We start from the raw sequence: 1,620 nt of genomic DNA, 5'->3' as shown, positions 1-1,620 counted from the left end.
ATTACAAAGGTTTTGACGGAGAAGACTTACAAGGGGTATTACTCAAGCCAGCAGGCTACAAAAAAGGCGACAAAGTACCAGTAGTTGTGTATTTTTATCGTTATATGAGTCAACGTATGTATGACTTTCCTAAAATGGAATTAAATCATCGCCCCAACTTCCCTATGTTTACCTCAAACGGTTATGCGGTATTTTTACCTGACATTCGCTTTGAAATAGGTCATCCGGGTAAATCATCAACTCAAACCATGATCAATGCCACCCAAAAACTGATTGATTTAGGGATTGCTGATCCAGATAAAATTGGCTTACAAGGCCATTCTTGGGCGGGTTATCAAAGTGCTTTTATGATCACCCAAACCGATATGTTTAAAGCCGTCGTATCAGGCGCACCAGTATCAAATATGACCAGTGCTTACAGCGGCATTCGTTTAAAATCAGGTCTAGCCCGTCAGTTTCAATATGAGACAGGACAAAGCCGTATCGGTAAAAGTTTATTTGAAGCACCAGAACTTTACATTGAAAACTCACCGGTATTTTTTGCTGATAAAGTGAATACGCCGATCTTAATTATGTTTGGCGATAAAGATGATGCCGTACCATGGCATGAAGGTGTGCAGTATTACCTAGCACTTCGCCGTGCCGGTAAAGATGCAACATTTTTACAATACGAAGGTGAGCCCCATCACTTGAAAAAGTTTTCTAACCAAGTGGATTTTTCAGTAAGAATGATGGAATACTTTGATCATTACTTAAAAGGTAAGCCCGCTGCAAAATGGATGACAAAAGGTGAAGCATTTATAGAAGAGTAATAATTCACAGAGCAGCCAAATAAAAAGTACCTTGTAGGAGGTGCTTTAGCGCCAAAAGAGTTTAAAGTAGGCTCATTCATGGCTAAAGTCACTTCCTATCAGCCTAACCCCAGTCGTCCGTTAGCGATTACCACCTATTTTAGCTTTAGCACTGCCCATTTATTAGAGCACTCCACAGATCATCGGCCAACCGGCACAAAGTGATAACGCAATATCACTTTGTATAAGCGACATTGCCGCAAACCTTTTGGTGTACGGCCATTTGCTCAATCTTATTATTAATATTACGTAGTGAATTTATTTCGGTATTTTTTAATACGTTTATCATTTTTATCGATGTGGTACATTGTCAATCATATATCATTCATAAACAGTTATATTTATCATTCATAAACAGTTATATTCGATGATGTTAATCTTGTTATTACAGTAATAATAATTAGTGAGTGGGAGCCAGCTAATCAAACTTATATATGCTTTTATAAAATCTATAATACTCATTTCCATTGTTACTTTGGTGGTGGGCTTGTTGCTACCCCAGCAATATAAAATAGATAAAACCATTGTAATTGAAGCTCCCCCCTCTCAACTACAAGCACTCATTAGCGATTTTAAACAATGGCCAAAATGGTCTCCATGGCAAAAAGTAGCGCCTGACATTAAATTTTCACTCGGTAATCCAAACGCAGGCGTTGGAGCACACCAGTTTTGGCAAAACCGCTGGGGCAGCGGTGAAATGACTATAACAGATATAACCCCCTCTAAAATTGGTATTAATATACTTTTTAATCAAGAGCATATAGCTGAT

At 38.3% G+C, this 1,620-nt stretch carries 2 protein-coding genes; both read left to right on the top strand.

Features of this window, described 5'->3' with window-relative positions; translation table 11 throughout:
* The coding region (locus ACT3RM_RS17745; RefSeq protein WP_444511496.1) for an alpha/beta hydrolase family protein at positions 1 to 812 on the top strand (812 nt) is incomplete at its 5' end.
* 520 nt (positions 813 to 1,332) lie between these two features.
* Positions 1,333 to 1,620, top strand: a 288-nt coding sequence (locus tag ACT3RM_RS17740) for an SRPBCC family protein (RefSeq protein ID WP_444511497.1), incomplete at its 3' end; no start/stop codon positions are given.

This window comes from Pseudoalteromonas sp. AOP7-A1-14 (genome assembly GCF_052376275.1).
In the GTDB taxonomy this organism is placed as follows: Bacteria; Pseudomonadota; Gammaproteobacteria; order Enterobacterales; family Alteromonadaceae; genus Pseudoalteromonas.
The sequence above is the reverse complement of the archived record's forward strand: the minus strand, read 5'-3'. Positions and strand labels throughout refer to the sequence as shown.